This is a genomic window from Streptomyces sp. NPDC089424 (assembly GCF_044749345.1).
Classification (GTDB): Bacteria; Actinomycetota; Actinomycetes; order Streptomycetales; family Streptomycetaceae; genus Streptomyces.
On record NZ_JBIVHU010000001.1, the window covers coordinates 902,343 to 923,542 of the forward strand.

The 21,200-nt window shown below is 74.5% G+C and carries 20 protein-coding genes; 13 read left to right on the forward strand and 7 right to left on the reverse strand.

Features of this window, described 5'->3' with window-relative positions; translation table 11 throughout:
• Nucleotides 1–152: 152 nt before the first annotated feature.
• Entirely contained in the window at nucleotides 153–1,043 is an 891-nt protein-coding gene (locus tag ACIP2X_RS03975) for a Gfo/Idh/MocA family protein (RefSeq protein WP_401667112.1), read from the reverse strand.
• Between the two features lie 827 nt (nucleotides 1,044–1,870).
• Here ACIP2X_RS03975 and ACIP2X_RS03980 point away from each other — a divergent pair.
• The 10 genes from ACIP2X_RS03980 to ACIP2X_RS04025 all read left to right on the forward strand — a co-directional run bounded on the left by ACIP2X_RS03980 (nucleotide 1,871) and on the right by ACIP2X_RS04025 (nucleotide 14,514).
• Nucleotides 1,871–2,821, forward strand: coding sequence for an alpha/beta hydrolase (locus tag ACIP2X_RS03980; RefSeq protein ID WP_401667115.1), 951 nt, complete (start codon nucleotides 1,871–1,873; stop codon nucleotides 2,819–2,821).
• Nucleotides 2,822–2,998: 177 nt separating this feature from the next.
• Nucleotides 2,999–5,830 (forward strand): LuxR C-terminal-related transcriptional regulator, encoded by a 2,832-nt coding sequence (locus ACIP2X_RS03985; protein WP_401667117.1) that lies wholly within the window; start codon nucleotides 2,999–3,001, stop codon nucleotides 5,828–5,830.
• Between the two features lie 140 nt (nucleotides 5,831–5,970).
• Nucleotides 5,971–7,230, forward strand: a complete 1,260-nt coding sequence (locus ACIP2X_RS03990) for a helix-turn-helix domain-containing protein (RefSeq protein WP_401667120.1) — start codon at nucleotides 5,971–5,973, stop codon at nucleotides 7,228–7,230.
• Nucleotides 7,231–7,634: 404 nt separating this feature from the next.
• Nucleotides 7,635–8,417 (forward strand): ABC transporter ATP-binding protein, encoded by a 783-nt coding sequence (locus ACIP2X_RS03995; RefSeq protein ID WP_401667123.1) that lies wholly within the window; start codon nucleotides 7,635–7,637, stop codon nucleotides 8,415–8,417.
• Complete coding sequence (locus ACIP2X_RS04000) at nucleotides 8,414–9,214, forward strand: ABC transporter ATP-binding protein (protein WP_401667125.1); 801 nt, start codon at nucleotides 8,414–8,416, stop codon at nucleotides 9,212–9,214. The genes ACIP2X_RS03995 and ACIP2X_RS04000 overlap by 4 nt, the downstream gene beginning before the upstream one ends.
• On the forward strand, nucleotides 9,211–10,107 hold the full coding sequence (locus ACIP2X_RS04005; protein WP_401667128.1) for a branched-chain amino acid ABC transporter permease: 897 nt from the start codon (nucleotides 9,211–9,213) through the stop codon (nucleotides 10,105–10,107). Before ACIP2X_RS04000 ends, ACIP2X_RS04005 begins: the two co-directional genes overlap by 4 nt.
• Entirely contained in the window at nucleotides 10,100–11,194 is a 1,095-nt protein-coding gene (locus ACIP2X_RS04010) for a branched-chain amino acid ABC transporter permease (RefSeq protein ID WP_401667130.1), read from the forward strand. The genes ACIP2X_RS04005 and ACIP2X_RS04010 overlap by 8 nt, the downstream gene beginning before the upstream one ends.
• Nucleotides 11,191–12,459 (forward strand): ABC transporter substrate-binding protein, encoded by a 1,269-nt coding sequence (locus ACIP2X_RS04015; protein ID WP_401667132.1) that lies wholly within the window; start codon nucleotides 11,191–11,193, stop codon nucleotides 12,457–12,459. The genes ACIP2X_RS04010 and ACIP2X_RS04015 overlap by 4 nt, the downstream gene beginning before the upstream one ends.
• Before the next feature lie 225 nt (nucleotides 12,460–12,684).
• Nucleotides 12,685–13,542 carry an aldo/keto reductase gene (locus ACIP2X_RS04020; protein WP_401667134.1) on the forward strand — a complete coding sequence of 286 codons (858 nt, stop codon included), beginning with the start codon at nucleotides 12,685–12,687 and terminating at the stop codon, nucleotides 13,540–13,542.
• Nucleotides 13,543–13,689: 147 nt separating this feature from the next.
• Nucleotides 13,690–14,514 carry an SAM-dependent methyltransferase gene (locus tag ACIP2X_RS04025; protein WP_401668845.1) on the forward strand — a complete coding sequence of 275 codons (825 nt, stop codon included), beginning with the start codon at nucleotides 13,690–13,692 and terminating at the stop codon, nucleotides 14,512–14,514.
• 56 nt (nucleotides 14,515–14,570) lie between these two features.
• Here the strand turns inward: ACIP2X_RS04025 and ACIP2X_RS04030 are convergent, their stop codons facing one another.
• Nucleotides 14,571–15,491 carry a helix-turn-helix domain-containing protein gene (locus tag ACIP2X_RS04030; protein ID WP_401667136.1) on the reverse strand — a complete coding sequence of 307 codons (921 nt, stop codon included), beginning with the start codon at nucleotides 15,489–15,491 and terminating at the stop codon, nucleotides 14,571–14,573.
• Nucleotides 15,492–15,564: 73 nt separating this feature from the next.
• Nucleotides 15,565–15,795: a DUF397 domain-containing protein gene (locus ACIP2X_RS04035; RefSeq protein WP_401667138.1), complete on the reverse strand. Its 231-nt coding sequence runs from the start codon at nucleotides 15,793–15,795 to the stop codon at nucleotides 15,565–15,567.
• 209 nt (nucleotides 15,796–16,004) lie between these two features.
• On the opposite strand from ACIP2X_RS04035, the gene ACIP2X_RS04040 reads away from it, so the two are divergent.
• Nucleotides 16,005–16,544: a hypothetical protein gene (locus tag ACIP2X_RS04040; protein WP_401667141.1), complete on the forward strand. Its 540-nt coding sequence runs from the start codon at nucleotides 16,005–16,007 to the stop codon at nucleotides 16,542–16,544.
• A gap of 189 nt (nucleotides 16,545–16,733) precedes the next feature.
• On the forward strand, nucleotides 16,734–16,976 hold the full coding sequence (locus ACIP2X_RS04045; protein WP_401667143.1) for a DUF5133 domain-containing protein: 243 nt from the start codon (nucleotides 16,734–16,736) through the stop codon (nucleotides 16,974–16,976).
• 21 nt (nucleotides 16,977–16,997) lie between these two features.
• Here ACIP2X_RS04045 and tgmB read toward each other — a convergent pair whose 3' ends face one another.
• The 4 genes from tgmB to ACIP2X_RS04065 form a co-directional block, all read right to left on the reverse strand.
• Nucleotides 16,998–17,981, reverse strand: a complete 984-nt coding sequence (tgmB, locus tag ACIP2X_RS04050; RefSeq protein WP_401667146.1) for an ATP-grasp ribosomal peptide maturase — start codon at nucleotides 17,979–17,981, stop codon at nucleotides 16,998–17,000.
• A 16-nt stretch (nucleotides 17,982–17,997) separates the two neighbouring features.
• Nucleotides 17,998–18,189, reverse strand: a complete 192-nt coding sequence (tgmA, locus tag ACIP2X_RS04055; RefSeq protein WP_393108460.1) for a putative ATP-grasp-modified RiPP — start codon at nucleotides 18,187–18,189, stop codon at nucleotides 17,998–18,000.
• A gap of 324 nt (nucleotides 18,190–18,513) precedes the next feature.
• On the reverse strand, nucleotides 18,514–18,828 hold the full coding sequence (locus ACIP2X_RS04060; protein WP_401667148.1) for a DUF1232 domain-containing protein: 315 nt from the start codon (nucleotides 18,826–18,828) through the stop codon (nucleotides 18,514–18,516).
• Nucleotides 18,829–19,043: 215 nt separating this feature from the next.
• Nucleotides 19,044–20,198 (reverse strand): hypothetical protein, encoded by a 1,155-nt coding sequence (locus ACIP2X_RS04065; protein ID WP_401667150.1) that lies wholly within the window; start codon nucleotides 20,196–20,198, stop codon nucleotides 19,044–19,046.
• Between the two features lie 204 nt (nucleotides 20,199–20,402).
• Between ACIP2X_RS04065 and ACIP2X_RS04070 the strand changes: the two genes are divergently transcribed.
• The gene (locus ACIP2X_RS04070; protein WP_401667153.1) at nucleotides 20,403–21,197 is read left to right on the forward strand and encodes an SDR family NAD(P)-dependent oxidoreductase; all 795 of its coding nucleotides are present in this window, start codon (nucleotides 20,403–20,405) and stop codon (nucleotides 21,195–21,197) included.
• Nucleotides 21,198–21,200 lie beyond the last annotated feature (3 nt).

Here is a 21,200-nt window from a genome sequence, read left to right on the forward strand (position 1 = left end):
CCGGGGGGGGGGGGGTTCGCCGGGGTGGGGGCGGGCCCGCGACTGGCGGGGGCCCGGGCCCGCGGCGCCCGGGCGGGGGGGGGGCCCGCACGGCCGGGCGGTCCGGGCCCCCCCGCTCCGTCGTGTGCCGCCCCGTTCGGTCGCCGTCCCGTTCAGTCGCCGCTGCGGTCGAGCACGTCCTGCACCGACGCCAGGATCTCGGTGACGCGCAGCCCGAACGCCGCGTCGCACGCGTGCGGGCGGCCGGTGCGGGCCGCGGTGAGCAGCGCGTCGGCCGCCCGGGAGAACGCGGGCAGCGCGCCCTCGGAGCTCTCCGGGAGCGAGGTCACCCCGCTCGCGCCCCGCAGTTCGACGGCGGTGCCCGCCGCCGCGGGCGGTGCCGTCAGGCTGAGCGTCAGGGTGCTGGTCGCCCCCGTGACGTGGTCGAGGACGGCGTGCACGGTGTCCTGCGGGCCGTGCGCGGCGGCCGGCACACCGGTCACGTCGCCGAGGACCGGCAGCAGCACCGACAGGGCGTGCGGGCCCACGTCCCACAGGGCGCCCTTCTCGCGCCGCCACGGTGACGCGGCGAACGGGCTGTCGTCGCTGCTGAACACCGCGCCCAGCCACTGGGCACGGCCCACGAACCAGCCGTCGCTCGCGGCCTGCTCGGCGATCCAGGCCTCGGGCCCGGTCTGGAAGCGGGTCGTGAAGAAGACCACCGAGGCGACACCCGACCGGCGCGCGGCCTCGGCCACGGCCCGCCCCTCGGCGACCGTCGGGGCGAGCGGCTTGTCGAGCAGCAGGTGGCGCTCCGCCCGCGCGGCCCGCACGGCGAGGTCCGCCTGCACCGCCGGGGGCAGCGCGACGGCCACCGCGTCCACGTCGCCGAGCAGGGTGTCCACGTCGTCGTAGGCGCGCGTGCCATGACGTTCCGCGAGTTCCTTGGCGGCGGCCGGGCGGCGCCCCCACACGCCGACGAAGTCCAGCTCGTCGTGTTCGCTCAGGACGGGGGCGTGCACCATTTGCGCCCAGGGGCCGGTGCCGAGCAGTCCGATACGCATGCGTTGCCTCTCCCACGGTCCAGAACCTCGCGAGGACCGGCACGAATACTGCCGGCCTGGCTGAGAGTGTCACACGAACGGCGGAATCGGATACCGCGCGCTGACGCGGGCGGCGGGCGCGGGGGCGTGGGGGATCGCGGGAGGGCTCGGCGGGGCACCGGAGGGTGTGCGGGGATGCGCCGGCGCGGGGGTCGGTGAGGGGGGTTCCGCCGGTGCCGGGGTGGTGGCGCAACGGTGGGTGGCGTGCGAGCCGTTGTGAGGTTGCCCTGACGCCGGCGCTGCCGGCGGGGGCCCGCGCGGCGCCCTCCCGCGGCCCGTGCGCCCTCCCGCGGCCCTTGCGCCGTCAGTGATTCGCGACCCGTGCGCCGTGCGCCGTGCGCGGCCCGTGCGCCGTGCGCCGTCCCGTGGCCCGTGCGCCGTCCCGTGGCCCGTGCGCCGCGCGCCGTTCCGTGGCCCGTCCGCCGTCCGTGGTTCGCGCCCCGTGCGCCGTGCGTGGTTCGTGGCCCGTGAGCTGTCCGTGGTTCGCGCCCCGCGCCCCGTGCGCCGTGCGTGGTTCGCGCCCCGTGCGCCGTCCGTGGCTCGTGGTCCCTGCGCCGTCCCCCTCGCCCCGAGTGACGCCACCGCGCACCACGAACGCCACCCCGACCACGATCCCCGCGCAGCCCGCCAAGACTGGTGACTTCGCCGGTCCCCGCGGGCTCGCTCCCCCTCGACAGTGGCACGGCCAGTCAGTCGGCGGCGCCCCGCCGGGTGGCCCCGGGAGCAGCGCACGACGCTCCCCGTGCCCCCCGGCGGGCGGCTCGCCACGATCGAGAGGACGACTCGTCGTGCAGCAGCACCCGCGCACCACCCCCGCCACCCTCACCACCACCGTCCCCGCCCCGTCAGGGACGGGCGCCGGCCGCCGTGCGCGCCGGTTCGCCGGAGCCGCCGCCGCGATCGCCGCGGTCCTCGGGCTCAGCACCCTCACGAGCCCCGGCGCCCACGCGGCGGACAACCCCTACGAGCGTGGCCCGGCCCCGACCACCGCCAGTATCGAGGCGTCCCGCGGCCCCTACGCCGTCTCCGACACCACCGTCTCCTCCCTCGCCGTCACCGGCTTCGGCGGCGGCACGATCTACTACCCGACCACCACCGCGGACGGCACCTTCGGCGCCGTCGCCGTCTCGCCGGGCTACACCGGCACCCAGTCCTCCATCTCGTGGCTCGGCCCCCGCCTGGCCTCCCAGGGCTTCGTGGTGTTCACCATCGACACCCTCACCACGCTCGACCAGCCGGACTCCCGGGGCCGCCAGTTGCTCGCCGCACTGGACTACCTCACCCAGCGCAGCTCGGTCCGCAGCCGCGTCGACAGCACCCGGCTCGGCGTGATGGGCCACTCCATGGGCGGCGGCGGCAGCCTGGAGGCCGCCAAGTCCCGTCCCGCCCTCCAGGCGGCCATCCCGCTGACGCCCTGGAACCTCGACAAGAGCTGGCCCGAACTCACCACACCCACGCTGATCGTGGGCGCGGACGGCGACTCGATCGCCCCCGTCTCCTCCCACGCCGAGCCCTTCTACAGCAGCCTGCGCAGCTCACTGGACCGCGCCTACCTGGAGCTGAACAGCGCCACCCACTTCACGCCGAACACGTCGAACACCACGATCGCGAAGTACAGCGTGTCCTGGCTGAAGCGGTTCATCGACAACGACACCCGCTACGAGCAGTTCCTGTGCCCGCTGCCCCGGCCGAGCCTGACCATCGAGGAGTACCGGGGCAACTGCCCGCACACCTCCTGACCCACCGGCCCGGCACGCTGTGCCCGCGCCCAGGCGGACGGATGCCGTCCTGGGCGCGGGCACACGCCGTGGCCCCGCTCCACCGGGCGAACAGGCAGGTCATGGGCCGCGCACGCCGCCGGCCGCGCCCGGACGTCCGGCTTCCGGGCCTCGCTACTCGCCCGTAGCGTCACGGGAATGACCGGACAGACGACCGCGACGGCACCCCCACAGCTGTACGGCCGCCGCCTCCCACCGCGCGCGGTGCAGGAGTTGCTGGGCCGGCTCGGCTCGGGCGGCGCCGCACTCGCCGTGACCGGGGAGCCCGGCCTCGGCCGCACCACGCTCCTGCACCACGCGGCCCGCGCCTTCGGAGCCGGCACCACTCTCCACCTCGGCACCACTCTCCACCTGGGCACCGGGCCGACCGCACCCGGCCACCCGTACGACGACCTGCGCGCCCTGCTGCGCGGCGCGGGCACCTCGGACGAGGGGGTCACGGCGGACGCGGCTGTCGCAACGGCGGCCGACGACCTGCTGGAGGCCCTGCGCGTGGCGGCCGACGACGCGCCCCTCCTCGTCTGCGTCGACGACGTGCACCTCTGGGACCCCGCCTCGCGCGCCGCGCTGGGGCACGCGGCCCACCGCCTGGACAGGGCGGGCCGCGTCGGCCTGTTGCTGACCGCCCGCGGCCCACTCGCGCGCGAGTTCTCCGGCCTGCCCGTCCTCGGTCTGCACCCGCTCGGCACGGCGGAGGCCGACGCCCTCCTCGACGAGGCCGCGGGCGGGACGGTCCCGCCCGCGCTCCGGGCCGACCTCCTGGAGGAGGCGGGCGGCAACCCCGCCCTGCTGCTGACGCTGCTGCGCCGTCTCTCGCCCGCCGAACTCTCCGGCGAACGCGTGCCCGCCCGGCCGCTGGCCGACGTCGCCGCGCTGACCGGCGTGGCGGGGGAGTGCCCGGGTGGGACGGCGTGGCCGGACGTCGACGACCTGCTGCTGACGGTCGCCGCCGCGCTGCGCGCACCGGACGCCGAGGACGTCGACGCCGGCCTGGTCCGCCGCGCCCTGAACGGCCGCGCCCTCGGCCGTGATCCGTTCCCCGGGGCCCTGGCGCTGACCGACGGACGGTTGCGCTTCCACTCCGGCCTGGTCCGCCGGGCCGTGCACGCCGCCGCCGCTCCCGGCCGCCGCCGCGCCGCGCACCGCGCCCTCGCCGGCGCCCACGAGGCCGCCGGGCACCGCCTGCTCGCGCTGCTGCACCGGGCCTGGGCCGCAGGCGAACCCGAACCCCTCCTCGCCGGGGAACTGTCGGCCGCCGCCGCGGCCTCCCCGGCTCCGCCCCGGCTGCGGGCCGTCGCCCACGCCCGCGCCGCCGAGCTGACCGGTCGGGGCACCCTCAGGGCGGACCGCCGTACGGACGCGGCCGAACAGGCCCTGCTCGCCGGGGACTTGCGGCACGCGCTGCGGCTGCTCCCCGGGCCACCGGGCGAGACGGTCCCGCCGTACTTACGCGGGCGTGCCGAGTTCGTCCGGGGGATCGCGGAGCGGTACGACGGACCGGTCGCCGACGCCCACGCCTCCCTGCTCTCCGCCGCCCGGCTGCTGGCCCCGAGCGCGCCCGCCCGGTCGGCCGCCGCCGCACTCGCGGCCGTCGACGCGGCATGGTCGGCAGGCCGCTTGACGGAGTGTCACGAAGCGCTGGGCCACGAGACCACGCACACCGAGGACACCGACACCGACGCCGACGCCGTGACCACGGACACCGACACCACGGACACCGACACCACGGACACCCGGCGGGACCCGCACGGCCTGTCGCGGGACTACCGCCTCGGTATGCGTGCCGTACTCGAAGGCCGCTTCGACGCGGCGGAGCCGCACCTGCGCCGGGTGGTCCGCCACGCCCTCACCGACGATCGGCCCGACACCCTGCTCAGGTCCGTGGCCGCCGCCCTGCTGCTGGGTGATCCGGCGTCCGCCGTACGGGCCGGCACCCGGGCCCTCGCGGCGGCGCGGAACGGCGGATCCGGCGCGCTCGAACCCCGCGCCCTGGAGTACCTCGCCTACGCCGAGCTCCGCGCCGGATGGCACGCCCAGGCCAAGACGCACGCGGAGGAGGGCCTGCGCGCGGCCGAGCGGGCCGGGCAGCGCAACACGGCCGCCCACCACCACGCCGTACTCGCCCTGGCCGCGTCGATCGAGGGGGAGCCGGACGTGGTGGCCGGGCATGTGTCGGCCGCGCTCGCGACCGCCCGCCGGCACGGCCTGGCCCAGGCCGCCACCCTCGCGCACTGGGCCGCGGCCCGTGCCGACCTGGGGCGCGGACGCCCGCTGGACGCCGCCGACCGGCTCGGGCCGCTGGTGCGCCCCGGTCCCCGGCGCGGTCACTTCGCGGTATGGATGCTCGCGGTGCCCTGCTACGTGGAGGCCACCGTGCTCGCCGGACGCCCGCAGGACGCGCGGCCGCTCGTGACGGACCTGGAGGTCTGGGCCGGTCTCGACGCCGACCCGCACGCCCCGGCCCAACTGCTGCGCTGCCGGGCCCTGCTGGCCGGACCGGAGCGCGCCGACGCGCTCTACCTGCGCGCGCTGGAGCTGCACGACGCCACGGCCGGCGACTTCGAACGGGCCAGGACCGAGCTGGCGTACGGGAAATGGCTGCGCCGCAGACGCCGGCTGCGCGAGGCGCGCGACCGGCTCGGGGCCGCGCTCATGGGCTTCGAGCGGTGCGGCGCCGGGGTCTGGGCGCGGCAGGCGCGCGGCGAGCTGCGGGCGAACGGGGCCGCGCCCGGCGGGCGGGGACCCGGTCAGGGGGACGGGGCGCTGGCCCGGCTGACGCCGCAGCAGTGGCGGATCGCGCGGCGCGTGGCCGACGGCGCCACCAACCGGGAGGTGGCCCGCAGTCTGTCGGTGAGCACCCGCACCGTCGACTACCACCTGCGCAATGTCTACGCCGCGCTCGGCGTGCGCTCCCGGGTGGAGTTGGCCCGCATCGTCGAACAGGCCGAGAAGTCCGGTGCACGCCTCTAGGGACCGACCGGGCGGTATGTCATTCTTCGGGGCAGCACGAGTCAGCCGCCGGACCGGCGCGCGGACCGCCCGGCCGAAGGGGAACCGGCGGGCGGTTCCGGGCGTGTGCGCCGTCGGCCCACACCCTGGGGGGAATCGCGATGCAGCAAGCCCTTCGGCCACGAACGGCGTTCCGCACCGCACCGGGAGCCGTGCCGCAGCCGCGGACGCGGCCCGGCCGGTCGCTGATCGACGCCGACGCCCTGCGTGTCCTGCACCGCGCGGCCCGCGTCCTGCTGGCCGACCTGCCCGAGCTGACCGACCGGCTCGTCGCCCTCCTGCAGGACCAGGAACCGGCCTACCGGACCGCGATGGAGAACGACCCCGGCACGACCTGGCAGGAGGCCCAGCGCTCGCTGCGGCACAGCGTGACCTCGCTGCTCGATCCGCGCGGCACCCGCGACGCGGCCCGCCGCTGCACCTGGCGGATCGGTGCCACGCGCGCCGAACAGGGGCTGCCGCTCGACGCGTTGCTGCACGCGTTCCGCCTCGGCGGCTCCCTGGTCTGGCAGAGCCTGGTCGAGGAGACCTCGCGCACGGCGCCCGAGGACGTACGGCTGCTCGTGCACGTGGCGTCCGACATGTGGAACTTCGTCGACGAGCACTGCACCCTCGTGGCCGACGCCTACCGGCAGACCGAACGGCAACTGTCCTGGCGGCGCGAGAACCGGGTGCGGCTGCTGACCGCGGCGCTGCTCGACGGCGCCGCCCGCATCGCCGACCTGCCCGAGGCCGCGAGCGCGCTGGAACTCCCCGAGCAGGGCCGGTACGTCGTCGTCGCCGTCACCGGCGGGACCGCCGAGGAATGCGCCGGTGCCCGGTCCGCGGTGGCCTCCGGGGGTGTGCGGGTGCACTGGCACACGGGCGTCGAGGTGGACTACGGCATAGTCGCGCTGGCGGAAGGGGAATTTCCGGAACCCGCCCCGCAGTACGCCGGTGTGCGCATCGGCGTCGGCGGCGCCGTCGAGGGACTGGCCGCGGTCGGCAGCGCCCGCCGCCAGGCCGACACCGCGCTGCGGATCTGTCCCGAGGAGGGCGGCACGGTCCGGCTGGCCGCGCACCTGCCGGCGGCCCTCGTCATCTCCGGCCCCGAACTCGGCGCCGCCCTCGCCGACCAGGTCCTCGGCCCGCTGTCGCGCCTGGAGCCGGCCGACCGCGAGGTGTTGCTGGACACCCTGACCGCCTGGCTGGACTGCGACGGATCGGCCCAGCGGGCCGGGCGCCGGCTGTACTGCCACCGCAACACCGTCCTGAACCGCATCCGCCGCTTCGAGCAACTGACGGGCCGCTCCCTGTCCCGCCCCTCCGACCTGGTCGAGATCAGCCTGGCCCTGACCGCCCACCGCCTCCTGCACCCCTGAACGACCCCTGGGACCGGACCGACCACCTTCCCCCTTCGCCTCGACCACCGTCCCTTTGGGCCCGAGCCCGCCCTTCTTGGGCCCGAGCACGCCCCTTGGGCCCGAGCACGCCCCTTGGGCCCGAGCACGCCCCTTGGGCCCGAGCCCGCCCCTCGTGGGCCCGAGCCCGCCCCTCGTGGGCCCGAGCCCGCCCCCGTGAGCCCGAGCGCGCCCCCTGCCACCGGGGGCGCCGCCCCCTGGCGGTGGGCGCCGCCCCTGGGCATCCGCACAATGCCGTCACCCCGGGCTTGGGACCGCGCCACGACCGCGCGTGAAGGCCTGTACCGGGGTTCGCCGCGCGTGCTGTCGTGAGCACCCCTTCCCCCCGAAGCCCGTGCCGGACGGCACGGATCCGAGGAGTCGTGATGCCCGAAGCACCACCGGACGAGCGCGCCGCCCTGCGCGTCGAGGAACTCGACGTCCAGTACGGCCGCGCCCTGTCCGCCCTCCGCCAGGTCTCCCTGACGGTCCCGCCCGGCGCGGTCGTCGCCCTGCTCGGCGCCAACGGCGCGGGCAAGTCGACGCTGCTGCGCGCGGTGTCGGGAACCCTGCGCCTGCACCGCGGCGCGGTCACCGCGGGCCGTATCCGCTACGGCGACTCCGCGCTCGACGGCCAGGACCCGGTCGCGGCGGTCCGCGCCGGCGTCGTCCAAGTACCCGAGGGAAGGCGGGTGTTCGCCGGGCTCACCGTCGACGAGAACCTGCGCGCGGGCGGCCTCGGCCTCGGCCGGCGCAGCCCGGCGCTGGTCCGGGAGGCCCGCGACCGCGTGTTCGCGCTCTTCCCCCTGCTCGCCGAACGCACCGGCCAGGCCGCCGGTCTGCTGTCCGGAGGGGAACAGCAGATGCTGGCCATCGGCCGAGCCCTGATGGCCGCCCCGCGCCTGCTCCTGCTCGACGAGCCGTCCCTCGGCCTCGCCCCGCGCATGGTCGAGCGGATCGCCGAGGTGATCCGCGAGATCAACGCCCAGGGCACCGCCGTCCTGCTGGTCGAGCAGAACGCCGGCATGGCGCTGTCGCTCGCCGACCACGCCCACGTCCTGGAGGTCGGCGAGGTACGCCTGTCCGGCCCGGCCGCGGAACTCGCGCGGACGGACGCCGTGCGCCGCCTCTACCTCGGCGAGTCCGCCGACGAGCAGGGGGCCGCGTGAGCGCCCGTACCGACCCACCGCCCGCCCTCGAAGTCGAGGACGTCACCGTCCGGTTCGCCGGGCTCACCGCCCTCGACGGCCTCTCCCTCACCGTCGCCCCGGGCACGGTGCACGCCCTCATCGGCCCCAACGGGGCGGGCAAGTCCACCTGCTTCAACGTCCTGTCGGGCCTGTGCCGTCCCGCCACCGGCACCGTCCGGCTCGGCGGCACGGAACTCACCCGGCTCGCCCCGCACCGCATCGCCGCGCTCGGCGTCGCCCGCACCTTCCAGAACATCGTCACCACCGAGGGCACGGTCGCCGACAACCTGCTGCTCGGCCGGCACGCACTGTCCCGGGCCGGCTTCGCCGCCAGCGCGCTGCGCCTGCCCACCGCCGTACGTGAACAGCGCGAACACCGCGCCCGGGCGCGGGAGATCGCCGAACTCGTCGGACTGGCCGCGCACTTCGACACCCCCGTCGCGGCCCTGTCCTACGGCGACCGCAAACGCGTCGAGTTCGCCCGCGCCCTCTGCCTGGAACCACGGGTGCTCCTGCTCGACGAGCCGGTGGCCGGCATGAACGCCGCCGAACGGGTCCGCACCGCCGAGGTCGTCCGCGACGTCCGCTCCCATCTCGGGCTCTCCGTACTGCTCGTGGAGCACGACATGGGCCTGGTCATGCGGCTCGCCGACGAGGTCACCGTCCTCGACTTCGGCCGCCGCATCGCGCACGGCAGCCCCGAGGAGGTCCAGCGCGACCCCGAGGTGCTGCGCGCCTACCTCGGCACCGGGAACCCCGAGGAGGGCGCCGCATGACCGGACTGCTCGACCACGTCCTCGGCGGACTCGCCCTCGGCTCGGTCTACGCCCTGGTCGCCCTGGGCTTCGTCATCATCTTCAAGGCCTCGGGCGTGCTCAACTTCGCCCACGGCTCGCTGCTGCTGCTCGGCGGCTACCTCACCGCCGTGCTCCACGACGACCTCGGCTTCGCCGGGGCCCTCGCGCTCGCGGTCCTCGCGACGGCGGCCGTCGCCGGAGCCGTGGACCGGCTGCTGCTCCAGCGCATCGGCCAGGACCCACGGGCCGCGCACGTGGCGACCATCGCCACCATCGGCGTCGACATCGTCCTGCTCACCGACCTCGCGCGGCGCATCGGCGGCGACCTGCTCACCCTCGGCGACCCCTGGGGCGACTCGGTGCGCGCCTTCGGCCCGGTGACCGTCGCCGACAGCCGGCTCGCCGCGATCGTCGTCTCCGCGGTCGTCATAGGGGCGGTCTTCGCGCTCTTCAGGTACACCTCCTGGGGACTGTCGCTGCGCGCGGCGGCCGAGGACGTCGAAGCGGCCTCACTGATGGGCGTACGGCTCACCCGGGTGCGCATGATCGCCTGGTGTCTGGCCGGCGGCCTGGCCGCGCTGGCGGCGCTGTTCCTCGCCGCGTTCCCGGCGCCCGGCCTGGAGCGCACCACCGGCCAGATCGCCCTCAAGGCGTTCCCGGCCGCGGTCCTCGGCGGCATGGCCTCACCACCGGGCGCCCTGGCGGGCAGCCTGCTCATCGGCCTGACCGAGGCTCTCGTCGCCGGATACCAGTCCGATCTGCACGTGCTGGGCGAGGGGTTCGCGGACGTCGCCCCGTACGCCGTGATGGTCCTGGTGCTGCTGGTGCGCCCCACGGGCCTGTTCGGCGCGAAGGGAGCGGTCCGTGTCTGACCTCGTGAAGTGGGGCCGGCTCGCGCTGCCCGTGCTCGTGCTGTGCGCGCTGCCCTTCTACCTGGACGCGTTCTGGCTGCGCATCGGCCTGTTCGCCATGGCCGCGGCGATCGGCGCCGTCGGGCTCAACCTCCTCGCCGGCACCGCGGGCCAGCTGTCGCTCGGGCACGCGTTCTTCCTGGCGGTCGGCGCGTACGGCTACGCCTGGCTCGCCGGCGAGCCGGGACCCGGTCTGCCCACCGCGCTCGCCCTGGTGCTCGCGGTACTGCTGGCGGGCGCCGCCGGCGGCCTGTTCAGCCCCGTCGCCGGCCGGGTGCGCGGCATCTACCTCGGCGTCGCCACCCTCGCCCTCGTCTTCCTCGGTCACCACGTCCTGCTCACCGCGGACTCCGTGACCGGAGGCTTCAACGGCCGGTCCGTGCCGCCGCTCAGCCTCGGTGGGTTCACCTTCGCGGACGGCGACCCCGACGTCGTGCTGATGGGGGTGCCGTTCGGCGCCGAGGAACGGCTCTGGTACCTGGGCCTCGCGCTGTTCGCCCTCACCTGGTTCACCGCCCGCGGCATGCTCAGGGGCCGCCCGGGGCGCGCGCTGGTCGCCCTGCGCGACAGCGAGACGGCGGCCGCGGTGATGGGCGTCGACGTCGCCCGTCACCGCTCGGCGGCGTTCGTCGTCTCCTCGATGTACGCGGGCCTGGCCGGGGCGCTCCTCGCCCTCGGCTTCCGCCGTATCGTGCCCGACTACTTCGGGCTCGCCCTCTCGGTCGACTACCTCGCCATGATCGTCATCGGCGGCCTGGGCTCGGTCGCCGGAGCCACCGCGGGCGCCGTCTTCGTCACCGCCCTGCCGCTGCTGATGACCCGTTACGCCGACCACCTCCCGCTGGTCGCCGCGCCCGGCTCCGACGGGGGAGCGGTGGGCCCGACCGAGGCCGCCCGCTACCTCTACGGCGCGGCGATCGTGCTGGTCCTGCTGTACGCCCCCGACGGCCTGCGCGGCCTGGCCGCACGCCTGCGCGTCCGCCTGCGCCGCCGTCCCGCCCTCGCCCCACCCGCAACCGCCGTACGAGCCAAGGAGCACACCCCGTGAACGTCACCCACCCCACCAGGATCCTCCTCGCCTCGGCCCTGTCGGCGCTGCTGCTCGCCACGACGGGGTGCAGCTCCAAGGCGGACGGCGACGACGCCGGCAACGGCGCCGACGGCGTCAAGTCCGGGCCGGGAGTCACCGACAAGACCGTCAGACTGGGCGCCCTGACCGACCTGACCGGCCCCTACGCCACCCTCGGCAAGAGCATCGTGCAGGCGCAGCAGATGTGGGCCGACGAGACCAACGCCGACGGCGGGATCTGCGGCCGCAAGGTCGAGATCGTGGTCGAGGACCACGGCTACGACGTGCAGAAGGCGGTCACCGCGTACGCCGACATCTCCGCGGACGTCGTGGCGCTGCCCCAGGTGATCGGATCGCCGGTGGTCGCGGCCCTGATCGACGACATCGAGCGGGACCACATGCTGACCTTCCCGCAGGCCTGGGCGGCCTCCCTGCTCGGCAAGGACTCGGTCCAGGTCCTCGGCACCACGTACGACGTCGACATGATCGCCGCCGTGGACTTCCTGACCCGCACCAAGGGCCTGAAGAAGGGCGACAAGATCGGCCACGTGTACTTCGAGGGCGACTACGGCGCCAACGCGCTGGAGGGCTCCACCTGGGCGGCCGAGCGCGCCGGTCTCACGGTGACCGGACAGAAGATCAAGGCCACGGACACGGACCTCACGGCGCAGGTGTCGGCACTGCGCGCGGCGGGCGTGAAGGCCGTCCTGGTCAGCGCCGGTCCCGCGCAGACGGCCTCGCTGGCCGGTGTGGCCGCCTCCCGTGGGCTTCAGGTGCCGATCGTCAGCAGCGCGCCGGGCTTCGCGCCCCAGCTGATGAAGACCCCCGCCGCCAAGGCGCTGGAGGCCATGCTGCACGTGGTCAGCGCCGCCCCCGCCGTCAGCGCGGACCTGCCCGGCGTCAAGACGATGGTCGCCGCCTACCAGAAGAAGTACCCGGGCGCCCTGGTCGACTCCGGTGTCCTGTCCGGCTACAACGCCGCCCAGCTCATGGGCGCCGACCTGAAGAAGGCCTGCGAGGCGGGCAGCCTCGCCCGCGAGGACGTCGTCAAGGCGCACCGCTCGCAGAAGAACGCCGACACGGGCCTCGGCACCCCGCAGGACTTCTCCGACGTCAACGCCCCGGCCAGCCTGGAGACCTACGTCCTGCGTCCCGACGCCAAGGCCCTGGGCGCCCTGGTGATCGCGGAGGAGGCCCACCGGGCACCGGGCGTCGAGGAGTACGTGGCCTCCCTCGGCGGCTGACCCGGACACCGGCCCGCACCCGGCCGGCCCGCGGCACCGTCGCGGGCCGGCCGGCGCACGTCGGCCGCACCGGCAGCCGTCCATTCAGCACCGCCGGCACTGAATCCGTGCACTTTCCTCTATTGGACCTCGCGCGTGGCGGCCAGCCAGGCTGGTCGAGGTCCGGCGCCCGAGCGACGGCCCGGGCCCTCGGTACCGCGCGACAGCCGAAAGAGGTACGAACCCATGCAGACTCGCCGCATCGGTGACGTGGAGGTCAGTGCGATCGGTCTGGGCGCCATGCCCATGTCGATCGAGGGGCGGCCCGACGAGGCACGCTCCCTCGCCGCCGTGCACGCCGCCCTGGACGCGGGCGTCACGCTGATCGACACCGCCGACGCCTACCACCTGCACGCCGACGAGGTGGGCCACAACGAGACCCTGATCGCCAAGGCCCTCGCCGCCCACGACCGGGGCGCCGAGGTCCTGGTCGCCACCAAGGGCGGCCATCTGCGCCCCGGCGACGGCAGCTGGACCGTCGACGGCAGCCCGGCCCACCTCAAGGCGGCCTGCGAGGCCTCGCTGCGCCGGCTCGGCGTGGAGGCGATCGGGCTCTACCAGTTCCACCGCCCCGACCCCCGGGTGCCGTACGAGGAGTCCGTCGGCGCGATCCGTGACCTGCTGGACGAGGGCAAGATCCGGATGGCGGGCATCTCCAACGCGAACCCGGACCAGATCAAGCTCGCCCAGGACGTCCTCGACGGGCGTCTGGTCTCCGTGCAGAACCAGTTCTCCCCGGCGTTCCGCTCCAGTGAGCCCGAACTGCGCCTGTGCGACGAACTCGGCATCGCCTTCCTGCCCTGGAGCCCCCTCGGCGGCATCTCCCGGGCCGGTGAACTGGGCTCCACGCACGCCGCGTTCGCCCGGATCGCCGCAGCACACGGCGTGAGCCCGCAGCGCGTCTGCCTGGCCTGGATGCTCGCCAAGTCGCCCGTGGTGGTCCCCATCCCGGGTGCCAGCCGCCCGGAGACGGCCCGCGACTCCGCCGCCGCCCCGGACCTCGTCCTGACCGCCGGGGAACTCGCCGAGCTCGACGCCGCCTGAGCGCACGGGCGCGGACCGGTTCCGGATCCGCGCCCGCAGCGGGTCCCTGTTTCGTACTTGGGCTGGCACGGCACGTCACCACGTCCCTAGGATGTACTCCCTGTCATGCCAGCCGAGTTGGCGCTCGGCGCGAGAGCAGGGGGCTCGATGCACACCGACAAGCCGCTGTCCAAGGAGATCGACGCCGGCGTCCCGACGGCCGCCCGGATGTACGACTACTACCTCGGCGGCAAGGACAACTACGCCGCGGACCGGGCAGCCTGCGAGGAGCTCGACAAGGTCGTCCCCAGCACCCGCCGGCTCGCCGTCAACAACCGCCGTTTCCTGCAGCGCGTGGTCCGCACGCTCGCGGCCGAGCACGGCATCCGCCAGTTCCTGGACCACGGCTCCGGTCTGCCCACCCAGGACAACGTGCACCAGGTCGCCCAGCAGTACGACCCCACGGCACACGTCGTCTACGTGGACAACGACCCGATGGTGCTGGTGCACGGCCGCGCGCTGCTGGAGCAGGACGAGCGCACCTGTGTGATCCACGCCGACATGCGCGAGACGGACGCGATCTTCTCGCACCCGGACACCCAGCGCCTGATCGACTTCTCCCAGCCGGTCGCCGTGCTGTTCAACTCGGTCTTCCACTGCATCCCGGACAGCGACACCGACGGCCCGCAGGCCGTGGCCCGGCGCGTGATCGAGCGGCTCGCCCCCGGCAGCTTCGTCCTGATGTGCCAGTTGGTCAGCGAGGACCCCGAGGTGCGCCGGTTCGTCACCGAGTTCATGGACCAGGCGACGCAGGGGCACTGGGGCCGGGTGCGTGAGGAGAAGGACGTCGCCGCCCTCTTCGAGGGACTGGAGATCCTCGACCCGGGCCTGGTGGAGGTCTCCACCTGGCGTCCCGACAACGACGTGGCGCCCCGTCAGCTCAGCCACGAGTGGATCGAGTTCGGCGGCGTCGCCCGGATCCCCGGCGCCTGAATCGCCTGCCGCGCAGGCGGTCGCGCAAGCCGCGTCCGCCGTGCGGCAGGCCCCGGTCAGTGCCGCGGGTAGCGCTGCTCCATCGTCTCCTGGAGCAGCGCCGTCGACTCCCGCGGGGTGAGTGCCTCGTCGGCCAGCCGGTCCAGGGCGACGCGGTACTCCTCCGTCTCGTCCCGGTCCTCCAGGAAGTTCGCGCTGCGGATGTGCTCCAGGTAGACGACGTCCGGCAGGTCGAGGCCGTCGAAGCGGAGATAGGTGATCGGGATGGACGGCGCCGACGCCTTGGTCACGTCCAGCGGCACGATCTGCACGGTCACATGCGGCTGCTGAGCCATGTGGACCAGGTGCGCGAGCTGGTCGCGCATCACCGCCCGGCTGCCGAGCACGCGCAGCAGCACCGACTCGTCGATGATCGCCCACAGCTGGGGCGCGTCGGGCCGGGTCAGCAACTCCGTCCGCCGGGCGCGCAGTTCGACCCGGCGCCGTACCTCGTGCGGCGACGCGACCGGAAGTCCGCGCTCCACCACCGCCCGGGCGTAGTCCGGGGTCTGCAGCAGTCCCGGCACGTACTGGATCTCGAACGTACGGATCGAGGCGGCCGCTTCCTGCAGGCCCACCAGCCGGTCGAACCACTCGGGCATCAGCCGCTTGTCGTACCGCTGCCACCACCCCGGCTCCCCGGCGCGGCGCAGCAGCTCGAGAAGGACCGACGACTCGTACTCGTCCGCGCCGTACAGCGTCAGCAGGGCCAGGACATCGGGCTCGGTCGGAGGCTTGCGGCCCTTGCCGGACTCGATCCGCGACAGCTTCGCCGGGCTGAACCCCAGGGCGCGCGCGGCCTGGTCCTGGGCGAGCCCGGCGTCCTCGCGGAAGCCCGCCAACTGCACGCCGACCAGCATCTTCAACAGAGTCGGAGCGGGCTCCGCACGGTCGAGATAGGGTCGGAGACGAGAGATGCGCTGTGACTCGGCGGACATCGTGGCTCCCTGCGGACCGGCAGAAGTATCCCTCACGCTACCGCACTTCACCGATCCGCAGCAGGCGGAGCGCTCACACCAGGTGGTCGAACTCGCCGTCCTTGGCGCCGGCCAGGAAAGCCGCCAGCTCGGACGCCGTGTACACGAGCGCCGGCCCGTCGGGATCACGTGAGTTGCGCAGCGCGACACCGCCGTCCGTGAGCGCTGCCACCTCGACGCAGTTGCCCTCGGCGTTGCTGTGCCGGCTCTTGGTCCAGCGGGCGTCCAGCGCGCTCGCCCGTACTCCGTTCGGCATCACCGACATCACGGCCTCCCTCGGTTCACGGTGCTGTGTGCCTACCCGATTCTCGCGCAATTTCTCGTGCAATTGCACGCGGGGGCTGACAGCGTGGATAATAGCCGTGGCGTCAACCCGCCGGGCGACGCCGGATCATGACGCTGCTTCAGGGAAAAGAGCAGGTCGCCAGGCCTGTCTCCCCGTCCGACATGACCGCTGCGGAAAGGCCCCACGCCATGCGCACCGCTTCGACGGGACAACAGAGCCACGAGCGCACCGACCGCGAGACGCGGCCGCGCGGCGCGGCGACGCCGCTCCGGGCGCTGGGCGAAGTGCCCTGGCGGGACATTCGCGACTCCACGGGATCCGCGGCCGCGATCCCGCTGCTGCTCAACACCATCGCGTGGGGCGGTCCGGGCTCGGCGGGCCGCGCGCTGGACGAACTGCGGGATCGTATCTGCCAGTACGGCTTCGTGGTGGAACAGGCCACGGCCGCGACCGTGCCGTTCCTGTGGGAGCTCGCCCAGCTGCCCGAGGTGACCTGCCGGCCCCGGATCATCCAGCTCCTGAAGAACATCGCCGACGCCCGGCAGTGGGAGCACACGGCCACGGCCTACCCCAAGCTCCTCAACCACCAGGAGAACCACGTGGTGTGGGAGCGTGCCGCCCGGCGCGCCGTCCACGCCCGCCGGGGCGTCCTCGGACAGCTGATGGCCGAGGACGACGCGGAGGTCGCCGGTGCCTCCACCGAACTCGCCCGCGCCCTCGGCGAGTAGCCCCGGCGAGGTCTCGCCCCACTGCCGCCCTCAGGAGCTCGTCCCTGGTCGGGGCGGCCTCCGCGCGGACGGGTGGGCTGTCCCGGTAGGCAACGGTATTGCGTCAAATGGGTGTCCGGAGCCAGGAGAGGCGAATGGTCCGGCCCCCTCCGGGCATACGGTGCGCAAAAGTCGAGAGAGGGGCGCCCCGTGCTTGTTCCGGACCCGAAGGTCGTCAGGAAGCTGCTGACCAGGTACGCATCGCTGCGCATCGCCCAGGCGGAGAGTGAGACGTCGACGGCCGCACGGGAGTTGGAGGACGTCACCTACACGCTGTGCGTGATGATGGGCACGACGAGCATCCATGACGCGATCGCCGAGGCGGACGCCCTGCTCACCGAGGGGCGCTCCACCGACCCGGAGGGTGAGAACGGACTGTCGCTGGCGGTCTGACGCGCGGGCGGCGCGACGCCGTCAGAGCACTTTCGTGGTGGTGTCATCGACCCGCCGCCGCTCCTCGGCGGCGGGTCTCGCCAGCCATTCGGCGATGCTCCGGGCGATCGGCAGGCCCGTGTCGGCCTCGACGAAGCCGAACTGACCGGACTGGTTGCACTCCAGGAACCACCACGTCCCCTCCCCGTCCTCGGCGAAGTCGAACGCCCCGTAGGCAAGTTCCGCGTCCCGCAGATACGCCCGCACGCCCTCGGCGACCCGCGCCGGCACCTCGGTGCCCTCCCACGGCGTGCGGTCCGTGGCGAAACGCACGTCCACCTCGTCCGGGTCGGCGTCGGGCGCGGTCGGCCGTCGGGCACCCAGCATCCGGTCCCCGACGACGGTGAGACGGATGTCCGCCCGCTTGGCGATCCGCCGCTGCAGCAGCGTCGGGCCGAACGCGACCGCGGCGAAGTCGGTGTCCGGAGCCACCCGGCTGGTCGGCACCGCCCTCGGCGGCTCCTGCGGATGCGCGCCCGAGACGGGTTTGACGACCAGGTCGGGAAAGCGCGCGGCGAAGTCCCGCGCGGCCTGCGGGAACGACGTGATCAGCGTCGCCGGCACCGGCAGTCCGCAACGCTGCGCGAGCCGCAGCTGCCAGGGCTTGTGCCGGGCCCGGCGGGCCGCGTCCGGGTGGTTCATCCAGCGCGTGCCGGAACTGCGCAGCATGCCGTACAGCGCTTGCGAGGACTCCTCCGTCAGCCACGCGGACGGCTCGGCCACCCGCGAGGCCGGAGCACCCGGCCTGCGCACCCACACGGAGCGCAGTCCGTCCATGCTCACCAGCCGGCCCCCGGACCACAGGTGTCCGCGGAACGTGCCGTGCACGTACTCGCCCGACAGGGCGGCACCTGCGATCAGATCGGCGGGATCGAGGCGGACCACCGGAACCCCGGAGGCGTTCAGGTGGACCACCACCATGTCCGCCGTGACGTCCTCGTCGTTCGTCAGGATCAGTACGGTCATCGTCGACGGTCCGGGGTCAGTCGTCGAAGTGCGTCTTCGAGCCGGCGGTGGAGGTCGTGGTCCCCAGCTCTCTGAGCAGCGCGAGGTCGGTGGCGGCGATCCGCCCGTCGAACAGTACGTTCAACTGCAGGCCGGAGTCGTACGCGTACGGCGTGGCGACGTCCAACTCCGCCGCCGGGCGTGCGTAGTTGAGCGCAAACGGTTGCATCGTCTCTCCCTCTGGGTGCTGCGTGCTGCCCCGGTCGGGCCGTCGGTCCGAGGTGCGTGGTGGCGTCTTCCGCTCGATGTCCGGGGCTTCCATGGACTTATACGAATCGAACGGGTGGTTGGTTTCCTTACGCTCCGTGATCACGGGCGAGTCGGTCGCTCTGAACCTGAGACGGCCGGCGGAGTCGGTCGGTTGACTGGCCGAGGGGTCGGGAGCCGCGCACACGGAGCGGCGGTGGGGCGCGGTGGGGCGGTCCCGGGGGCGCGCGGGCCGGTCGGCGCCCCCCGGGTGGTGGTGCCAAGTGCGGTGATCCGTCCGGAAAGGTCAGGCGGGGTCGCCGGGCCGGGAGGCCTCGACAGGAGTGCGGTCCGCCCGCCCGGCCAGGGGGGCGCGCAGGGTGCGAAGGGCGAGCAGGAGTACGCCGATGTCGTCCAGATACACCGGATCGGGCAGCAGATCGGTCGGCAGTACGAAGTACAGGACGGCGCCCCAGAACACCCAGCGTGGCCCCGTCGGCAGCCCGGCCCGCCGCAGGCCGCGCCGGGCCCGGACCAGCCGTACCAGCAGCCCCACGGCCGTGGCGAGCACGAGCGCCGCGGCCACGGCGACGACGGCGAGCACTGCTGTCGTGGAATCCACGGGCCCTCCTAGGTCCGGTGCACCGTTACGCGCGTGCCCTTCTTGGATTCCCTGATACGGCTTCTGTATTGCCTCCGTTGGGGGCGTTTGTGCCGCTCGGCACACCCCTGCCGGGTACGGATGTGCCAGAACTGGCGTCCGGGCACACGTGGAACGGGCCGGCCCCGGCCGGCTCACGCGTCCGGCGCAGGGGCGGGCGGCCGGGCGCCGGCGGCTCAGGCGCGCGAGCCGTCCGCGCCGTTCTCCGCGCCGTCGTGACCCGGGCCGGTCCCGTCCCGCGCCGTGCCCCCCGGGCGCCGGGCCTTCGCGCCGCCCTTGAAGCGCTCCAGGGTGCGGGTCAGCTGCTGGAGCGGGGACGCGGCGGGTGCCTCCTGCCGCGCCTCACCGACGGGCGGCGCGGGCTGGTCGGCGGCCGACTCGCGGTAGACGGCGAGGGCCTCGTGGGCCCGTTCGGCGGCCTCCCGGTACAGGTCCCGTGACCGGGTCATGGCCTCCAGCGCCTCGGCGTACATCGTCACCAGGGCCCGCTCGCGCGCCAGCTCCTCCTGGAGCGTCAGCAGATGCCAGTCCTCCCGCAACGCGGTCAGCACCTCCCCGGCCCCGTCCGGCAGCGGCCGCGGCGAGGCGGCGAGACGGCGCACCGCAGCGAGCAGCTCGGCGGGCTCCGAGCCGTCCAGGAAGACACTGCGCACGGCGAAGTCGTCACCGTCGTACCCCTGCGGAGCCGGTTCGCCGGGCAGCACGACGGCCCCGCCGCGCGGCACCTGGACCCCGACCTCGCGCAGCGCCCAGTTCACGGCCCGCAGCTGGTGCGGCGCCGCCCGGTGCTCGACCACGCGGTGGCGCAGGCCCGGCGGCAGCAGCCGGGCCAGCGGCAGACGGCCGCGCGCGTCGGGGGTCATGGCCTCGTGCACGACGAAGTGGACGGCCCAACCGGCACGCGCGGCACCCCGCAGGACGCGCCGCAGCTCCTTGTCGTCCGGCGGCAGCGGGTTGACGTCCCGCAGCCGCAGCTCGGCCCCGGTCTCCCCCTCGTGGTCCCAGGGCACGCCGGGATCGTCCGGCCAGAACATCGTCGCCGGCGACGGCCAGCGCGGGTCCCAGGGGGCCTCGGCCTCCGCCGCCAGCGTCCACGCGCCCTCCCGCGCCGGGTCGAGCGCCAGCGCCAGTCTGGCCCGGACGGTCACCTCCTCCCCGGCCTCCCAGCGCGCCTCGAAGACCTGCTCCGGCGCGCCCTCGGTCTCGGGCAGCTCCAGCCAGTCGCGGATCACCCCGCTCTCCTTGAGCTGCTGCGCGTGCCGCCGGACCACGTCCTGCGCGGCGGGCCCGGCATGGCGGCCGCGGGCCAGCCACACCGTGGGGGGAGTCATCGGGCGTTCGGAGGTCGGCATGAGTCCATCTGTGAACGGGGGCGGGGTGCGGGTGCCAGTATCGTCGCCGCCGACGGCCCCGGTCACCCGGGGGGTCGCCCGGCGAGCGGGCGGTCCACCTGCGGTCACGTGCAAGGTCGGGGATGGTGGGCAGGAGGACATCGGCCGACCCTACGACGGCGAACCCAGAAGGAGTGACCCCCGGTGAAACTGGACCTCGGCGGGCGAACCGCGCTGGTGACAGGCTCCTCCCAGGGCATCGGCGCGGCGATCGCGGTGGGCCTGGCCCGCGCGGGCGCCCGCGTCGGCGTCAACGGACGTGACGCGGAGCGCCTCGAGAGGAGCGTCGGGAAGCTGCGGGCCGAGGCGCCGGACGGCGAGTTCGTGGCGGTCGCCGCCGACCTGGGCACCGAGGAGGGCGCCGCCCGTGCCGTCGACGCCCTGCCCGACGTCGACATCCTGGTCAACAACCTGGGCATCTTCGGCCCCACTCCCGCCCTGGAGATCACCGACGACGAGTGGCGCCGGTACTTCGAGGTCAACGTCCTGTCGGCGGTCCGGCTGATCCGCGCCTACCTGCCCCGGATGACGGAGCGGGGCTGGGGCCGGGTGCTGAACATCTCGAGCGACTCGGCCGTCGTCATCCCCGCCGAGATGATCCACTACGGCATGTCGAAGACGGCGCTGCTCGCCGTGAGCCGCGGGTTCGCGAAGGAGGCGGCCGGCACCGGCGTCACCGTCAACTCCGTCATGGCGGGTCCCACCCATACGGAGGGGGTCGAGGACTTCGTCCACCAGCTCGTCGGCCGCGAGCTGCCCTGGGACGAGGCCCAGCGGGCCTTCATGCGCGAGCACCGCCCGCAGTCGCTGCTGCAGCGCCTGATCGAGCCCGAGGAGATCGCGAACATGGTCGTCTACCTGAGCTCACCCCTGGCGTCCGCCACGACGGGCGGTGCCGTGCGGGTCGACGGGGGTTACGTGGACGCGATCCTGCCCTGACCC

Bases quoted from the DNA above. Each gene is read 5' to 3' on its own strand.
- ACIP2X_RS04040 (WP_401667141.1), top strand. From the start codon at position 16,005: ATGCGCACCGCTTCGACGGGACAACAGAGCCACGAGCGCACCGACCGC.
- ACIP2X_RS03995 (WP_401667123.1), top strand. From the start codon at position 7,635: ATGCCCGAAGCACCACCGGACGAGCGCGCCGCCCTGCGCGTCGAGGAA.
- tgmA (WP_393108460.1), bottom strand. From the start codon at position 18,189: ATGCAACCGTTTGCGCTCAACTACGCACGCCCGGCGGCGGAGTTGGAC.
- ACIP2X_RS04030 (WP_401667136.1), bottom strand. From the start codon at position 15,491: ATGTCCGCCGAGTCACAGCGCATCTCTCGTCTCCGACCCTATCTCGAC.
- ACIP2X_RS04035 (WP_401667138.1), bottom strand. From the start codon at position 15,795: ATGTCGGTGATGCCGAACGGAGTACGGGCGAGCGCGCTGGACGCCCGC.
- ACIP2X_RS03990 (WP_401667120.1), top strand. From the start codon at position 5,971: ATGCAGCAAGCCCTTCGGCCACGAACGGCGTTCCGCACCGCACCGGGA.
- ACIP2X_RS03975 (WP_401667112.1), bottom strand. From the start codon at position 1,043: ATGCGTATCGGACTGCTCGGCACCGGCCCCTGGGCGCAAATGGTGCAC.
- ACIP2X_RS04020 (WP_401667134.1), top strand. From the start codon at position 12,685: ATGCAGACTCGCCGCATCGGTGACGTGGAGGTCAGTGCGATCGGTCTG.
- tgmB (WP_401667146.1), bottom strand. From the start codon at position 17,981: ATGACCGTACTGATCCTGACGAACGACGAGGACGTCACGGCGGACATG.
- ACIP2X_RS04005 (WP_401667128.1), top strand. From the start codon at position 9,211: ATGACCGGACTGCTCGACCACGTCCTCGGCGGACTCGCCCTCGGCTCG.
- ACIP2X_RS03985 (WP_401667117.1), top strand. From the start codon at position 2,999: ATGACCGGACAGACGACCGCGACGGCACCCCCACAGCTGTACGGCCGC.
- ACIP2X_RS04025 (WP_401668845.1), top strand. From the start codon at position 13,690: ATGCACACCGACAAGCCGCTGTCCAAGGAGATCGACGCCGGCGTCCCG.
- ACIP2X_RS04065 (WP_401667150.1), bottom strand. From the start codon at position 20,198: ATGACTCCCCCCACGGTGTGGCTGGCCCGCGGCCGCCATGCCGGGCCC.